The sequence below is a fragment of the Corallococcus exercitus genome (genome assembly GCF_003611585.1).
Classification (GTDB): Bacteria; Myxococcota; Myxococcia; order Myxococcales; family Myxococcaceae; genus Corallococcus; species Corallococcus exercitus.
The window spans coordinates 1-4,683 of record NZ_RAVW01000580.1 but is presented as its reverse complement, the minus strand read 5'-3'; the positions used below and the strand labels follow the sequence as shown (position 1 = coordinate 4,683).

Here is a 4,683-nt window from a genome sequence, read left to right as displayed (position 1 = left end):
CAGGTACGCCCGTGGGCCGCATCAACGCCCCGTCGCAGCAGGCGGCCCGCACGGCGCGGACCTCCGACGACTCCGCCCCGCGCCCCACCCAGCGCCGCCCGCAGGTGGTGGTGGAAGAGGTGGAGGACGACGACGACGAGCCGTCGCCGCGCCGCCAGGGTGCGGCCAAGGGCAAGGGCAGCAAGATGCTGTCGCTGGTCCTGCTCATCCTCATCCCGCTGTTCGCGGGTGGGTATGGCTTCTACTCGGCGCAGGTCAAGAAGCGCGGCCGCGAGCTCAAGAAGAACCTGGACGTCGCCACCGAGCAGCTCAAGCACGACTCGTTCGCCAGCTACAAGAAGGCGTGCGAGGCGGCGGACCTGGCGCTGGAGGTGGACCCGGACTCCACCGCGGCCCACGGCTACCTCGCGTACGCGTACGCCATCCGCTGGGGTGAGCACGGCGGCGGCGACGACGCGCGCCGGCAGGCCGAGGAGCACCTGGCCGCGGCCCAGAAGGGCAAGGAGCTGTCCAGCCACCTCATCGCCGCGCAGGCGCTGATCAAGACCTACAGCGGTGACGGCAAGGGCGCGCTGGCCGCGCTGGAGACGCAGGTCAAGGAGCTCAACGAGCAGAACAAGGCGTCCTCGCTCCTGTACCTCACGCTGGGCCTCATCCAGATGAACGCGGGCGACCTGGAGCGCGCGCGTGACAGCCTGGAGCGCGCGCAGGCGCTGGCGCCGGATGATCCGCGCGTCTACGCGGGCCTGGGCGCGGTGTACCGCCGGCTGGGCCAGGACAACACCGCCTGGAAGAACTACGACTTCGCCCTGCGCTACGAGAAGGACCACCCGGAGTCGCTGCTGGGCCGCTCGCTCCTCATGCTGGAGCAGGACGAGCCGAACTACGCGGTGGCCAGCCGGGACATCAAGAAGCTGCTGGAGGCGGAGCCCCCGCCCAGCCCGCGCCAGCTCGCCACCGCGCAGCTCGCGCGCTCGCTGCTCATCGCCCGCGTGGCGCTGGCCATGCCCACGCTCAAGCCGGACATGCAGCAGAAGCTGACCGAGGTGACGGGCGTGCCGGCGGATCCTGCGAAGGCGAAGCAGGAGGTGACGAAGGCGGAGGAGACCGGCTTCGCGCTCGACAAGCAGAACCCGGAGCTCAACCTCATCAAGGGCCGCCGCCTGCTGGCGGAGGGCAACTTCGACGCGGCCGCGGAGGAGATCCGCAAGGCCATCCGCGTGGACGGCAGCCGCGCGCAGTTCCACGTCGAGCTGGCCAAGGCCCTCATGGGCAAGCCGGGTGGTGAGAAGGAGGCCTCCGAGGCCCTGGTCACCGCGCTCAAGACGATGGGCGAGAGCCCCAAGCTGGTGGTGATGCTGGGCAACGCCTACCGCCGCCAGAACAAGCTGGATGACGCGCTCGCGCAGTACCAGCGCGCGGTGAAGGACCCGAAGGCCAAGAACCCGGAGGCCCGGCTCGCCATGGGCGCCATCTACCGGGAGCGCTCGGAGTGGGACAAGGCGAAGGAGCAGCTGGAGAAGGCCAGCCAGGAGTTCTTCGGCCAGCCGGACCGCGTCGCCAACGCGCTCACGGAGCTGGGCCGCGTCTACCAGGGCAAGGGCGACACGGCGAAGGCGGACGAGACCTACCAGCGCGCGCTGCAGGCCGACGAGAACTACACGCCGGTGTACTACTTCTACGCGTCGCTGCTCTCCAAGGACCCCAAGCAGTCGGGCAAGGTCAAGACGCTGGCGCAGGAGTACGTGAAGCGCGAGCCCAAGGGCGAGTACCTCGCCGACGCGCAACGGCTCGCGGGGAACTGACCCCCGCCTCCCGCTGTCCCCGGAGCGCCGCGATGTCCCCTTCCGGGCATTCGCGGCGCTTCGTTTTTGAAGGGGGGCGACAAGGCAGGCTGATGTGGCGGGGTGCCGGAGCCTTGCCACCCCTGCCGGGTGACGGTATGGGAGGGTCCACCCCACACCCCCTGACCGGTAGCGACCACGGTTGAGGGGCCTCCTGCTGGAGTCCGCTTGAGCGCGCGTGCCTTGTCCCAGTCCTCCACCGCGTCCGACCTGATCTCCCTCACCAAGCCGAGGCTGTCGTCGCTGGTGCTCATCACCGCGGCGGGCGGCATGTTCCTGGCTCCGGGGCACTTCACGCCGGTGCGGGCGCTGGTGACGCTGCTGGCGACGGCGGGGACGGTGGGCGCGGCGAACGCGTTCAACTGCTATTGGGAGCGCCACAGCGACCAGTTCATGGCGCGCACGCGCAACCGGCCGCTGCCCGCCGGGCGCATGGACCCCAGCACGGCGCTGTGGTTCGGCCTGTCGCTGGCGGCGGTGTCCCTGCCCGCGCTGGTGATGGGGGCCAACCTGCTCACCGGCGTGCTGGGGCTCATCGCACTGCTCAGCTACGTGCTGGCCTACACGCCGCTCAAGGCCCGCACGTCCGCGGCGATGCTGGTGGGGGCCATCCCCGGCGCGCTGCCGCCCCTGATGGGCTGGACGGCGGTGACGGACCAGGTGGACGCGGGCGGCTTCGCGCTGTTCGCCATCATGTTCCTCTGGCAGATGCCGCACTTCATCGCCATCGCGCTGTTTCGCAAGGACGAGTACGCCGCCGCGGGGCTCAAGTCCGTGCCGCTGGAGCGCGGGGACGAGTCCAGCCGCGCGCAGGTGGTGCTCTACCTGGTGGCACTGGTGCCCATGACGCTGCTGCCCTTCCAGCTGCACATCGCCGGCACGTGGTACCTGGCGGCGGCGGTGGTGCTGGGGCTGGGCTTCCTCGGGCTGGGAGCGTGGGGCTTCTTCAAGCACCTGGGGAAGCCCTGGGCGCGCCAGACGTTCTTGTACTCGCTCGTGTATCTCACCGGCCTGTTCGCCGTGATGGCGCTGGACCGCATCCCCCGCGGCTAGCGCCCTCGCGCGGCGTCCAGGCGCGAGGCCGCCTTTCGCATGCCTGACACCTCCGTTCCGACCCCGCCCCCGCCGCTGTTGCGCATCGAGGGGCTCACGCGCCGCTTCGGCGGGCGCACCGCCGTGGACGGGCTGTCGCTGTCCGTGCAGCCGGGCGAAATCCTGGGCCTCCTGGGGCCCAACGGCGCCGGCAAGTCCACCACCTTCCAGCTGCTCGCGGGCCTGCTCGCGCCGGACGCGGGGCAGGTGCACTTCGCCGGCAGGGTGCTGTCCCTGAGCGACCCCGCGCTGCGGCGCCAGATGGGCATCATCTTCCAGCGCAGCAGCCTGGACGACCTGCTGACGGCCCGGGAGAACCTGCTCCTGGGCGCGCGGCTGTACGGGCTGGGTGGCGCGGACGCCAAGGCGCGCGTGGAGACGATGCTGTCGCTCATCGGCCTCCTGGACCGGGGCGATGAGAAGGTGGGCACCTGGTCGGGCGGCATGCGCCGGCGGCTGGAGCTGGCGCGAGCGCTGGTGCACCAGCCGCGCGTGGTTCTGATGGACGAGCCCACGCAGGGCCTGGACGAGGCGGCCTTCCGCACGTTCTGGACGCACCTCAAGCGGCTGCGCGACGCGCAGGGCGTCACCGTGCTGCTCACCACGCACCGCGCGGATGAGGCCGAAGGGTGCGACCGGCTGGCGGTGCTGGACGCCGGGAAGCTGGTGGCGTGCGACACGCCCCGGGCGCTCGCCTCGCGCATGGGCGGCGACATCCTGACCCTGGAGGCCCCGGAGCCGGAGGCGCTGGCCGCGCAGGTGACGGAGCGGCTGGGGCTGGAGGCGAAGGTGGTGGAGGGGCGGGTGCAGGTGGAGGCTTCGCAGGGACATGCGCTGGTGCCGCGGCTGGTGGAGGCCTTCCCCCCGGGACGGTTCGCCTCCGTGTCGCTGCGCCGGCCCACGCTGGCGGACGTGTTCCTCCAGCTCACCGGGAAGGCGCTGGGGGCGGATGCTCCCGCGCCCACGCCCGCGCCGAGGAAACGCCGATGAGCGCTGACATCCCCGTGCCTGTTCCGTCCTCCGTCGAGGCGCCCGTCAATGCGCCCGCCGCTCCGGCCCGGCGCCGGGAGCAGGGAACGCTGGCGCTGCAGTGGGCCACCGTGCGGGTGCTGCTGTCGCGCGACGTGGTGCGCTTCTTCCGGCAGCCCAGCCGGGTGATTGGCGCGCTGGCGCAGCCCATCCTGTTCTGGTTCGTCATCGGCTCCGGGTTCGCGGGTTCGTTCCGCGTGGAGGGCGCGCAGGGGCTGGGCTACCAGCAGTTCTTCTTCCCGGGCGTCGTCACCATGGTGGTGCTCTTCAGCGCCATCTTCGCGACCATCACCGTCATCGAGGACCGCAAAGAGGGCTTCCTCCAGGCGGTCCTCGCGGGGCCGGGCTCGCGGCTCGCGGTGGTGCTGGGCAAGGCGCTGGGCTCCTCCTCCATCGCGCTCATGCAGGCGTCGCTGTTCCTGCTCTTCGCGCCGCTGGCGGGCGTGGACGTGAAGGCGGTGGACTACGCGCTGCTCGCGGCGGTGATGGTGCTGTCCGCGCTGGCGCTCACCGGCATGGGCATGGCGCTCGCGTGGTGGGTGAAGTCGAGCGCGGGCTACCACGCGGTGATGAGCCTGGTGATGCTGCCCATGTGGGTGCTCTCCGGGGCCATGTTCCCGGTGAAGGGCGCGGGGCCGGTGCTGTCGTGGGTGATGCGGCTCAACCCGATGCGCTTCTCCGTGGAGGGCGTGCGCCGCGCGCTGTACGGGGCTGTCTC

At 71.4% G+C, this 4,683-nt stretch carries 4 protein-coding genes; all 4 read left to right on the top strand.

Annotation, left to right across the window (positions count from 1 at the left end; all coding sequences use genetic code 11):
- On the top strand, positions 1 to 1,805 hold a 1,805-nt coding region (locus D7W79_RS39000), incomplete at its 5' end, for a tetratricopeptide repeat protein (protein WP_244222217.1).
- A gap of 207 nt (positions 1,806 to 2,012) precedes the next feature.
- Complete coding sequence (gene cyoE, locus D7W79_RS38995; RefSeq protein ID WP_120530307.1) at positions 2,013 to 2,897, top strand: heme o synthase; 885 nt, start codon at positions 2,013 to 2,015, stop codon at positions 2,895 to 2,897.
- Between the two features lie 39 nt (positions 2,898 to 2,936).
- Entirely contained in the window at positions 2,937 to 3,926 is a 990-nt protein-coding gene (locus tag D7W79_RS38990) for an ABC transporter ATP-binding protein (protein WP_120530306.1), read from the top strand.
- The coding region (locus tag D7W79_RS38985; RefSeq protein ID WP_120530305.1) for an ABC transporter permease at positions 3,923 to 4,683 on the top strand (761 nt) is incomplete at its 3' end. The genes D7W79_RS38990 and D7W79_RS38985, both read left to right, overlap by 4 nt.

What these genes read in the sequence shown, in the direction of transcription:
- D7W79_RS38990 (WP_120530306.1), top strand. Translation starts at nt 2,937, where the DNA reads ATGCCTGACACCTCCGTTCCGACCCCGCCCCCGCCGCTGTTGCGCATC.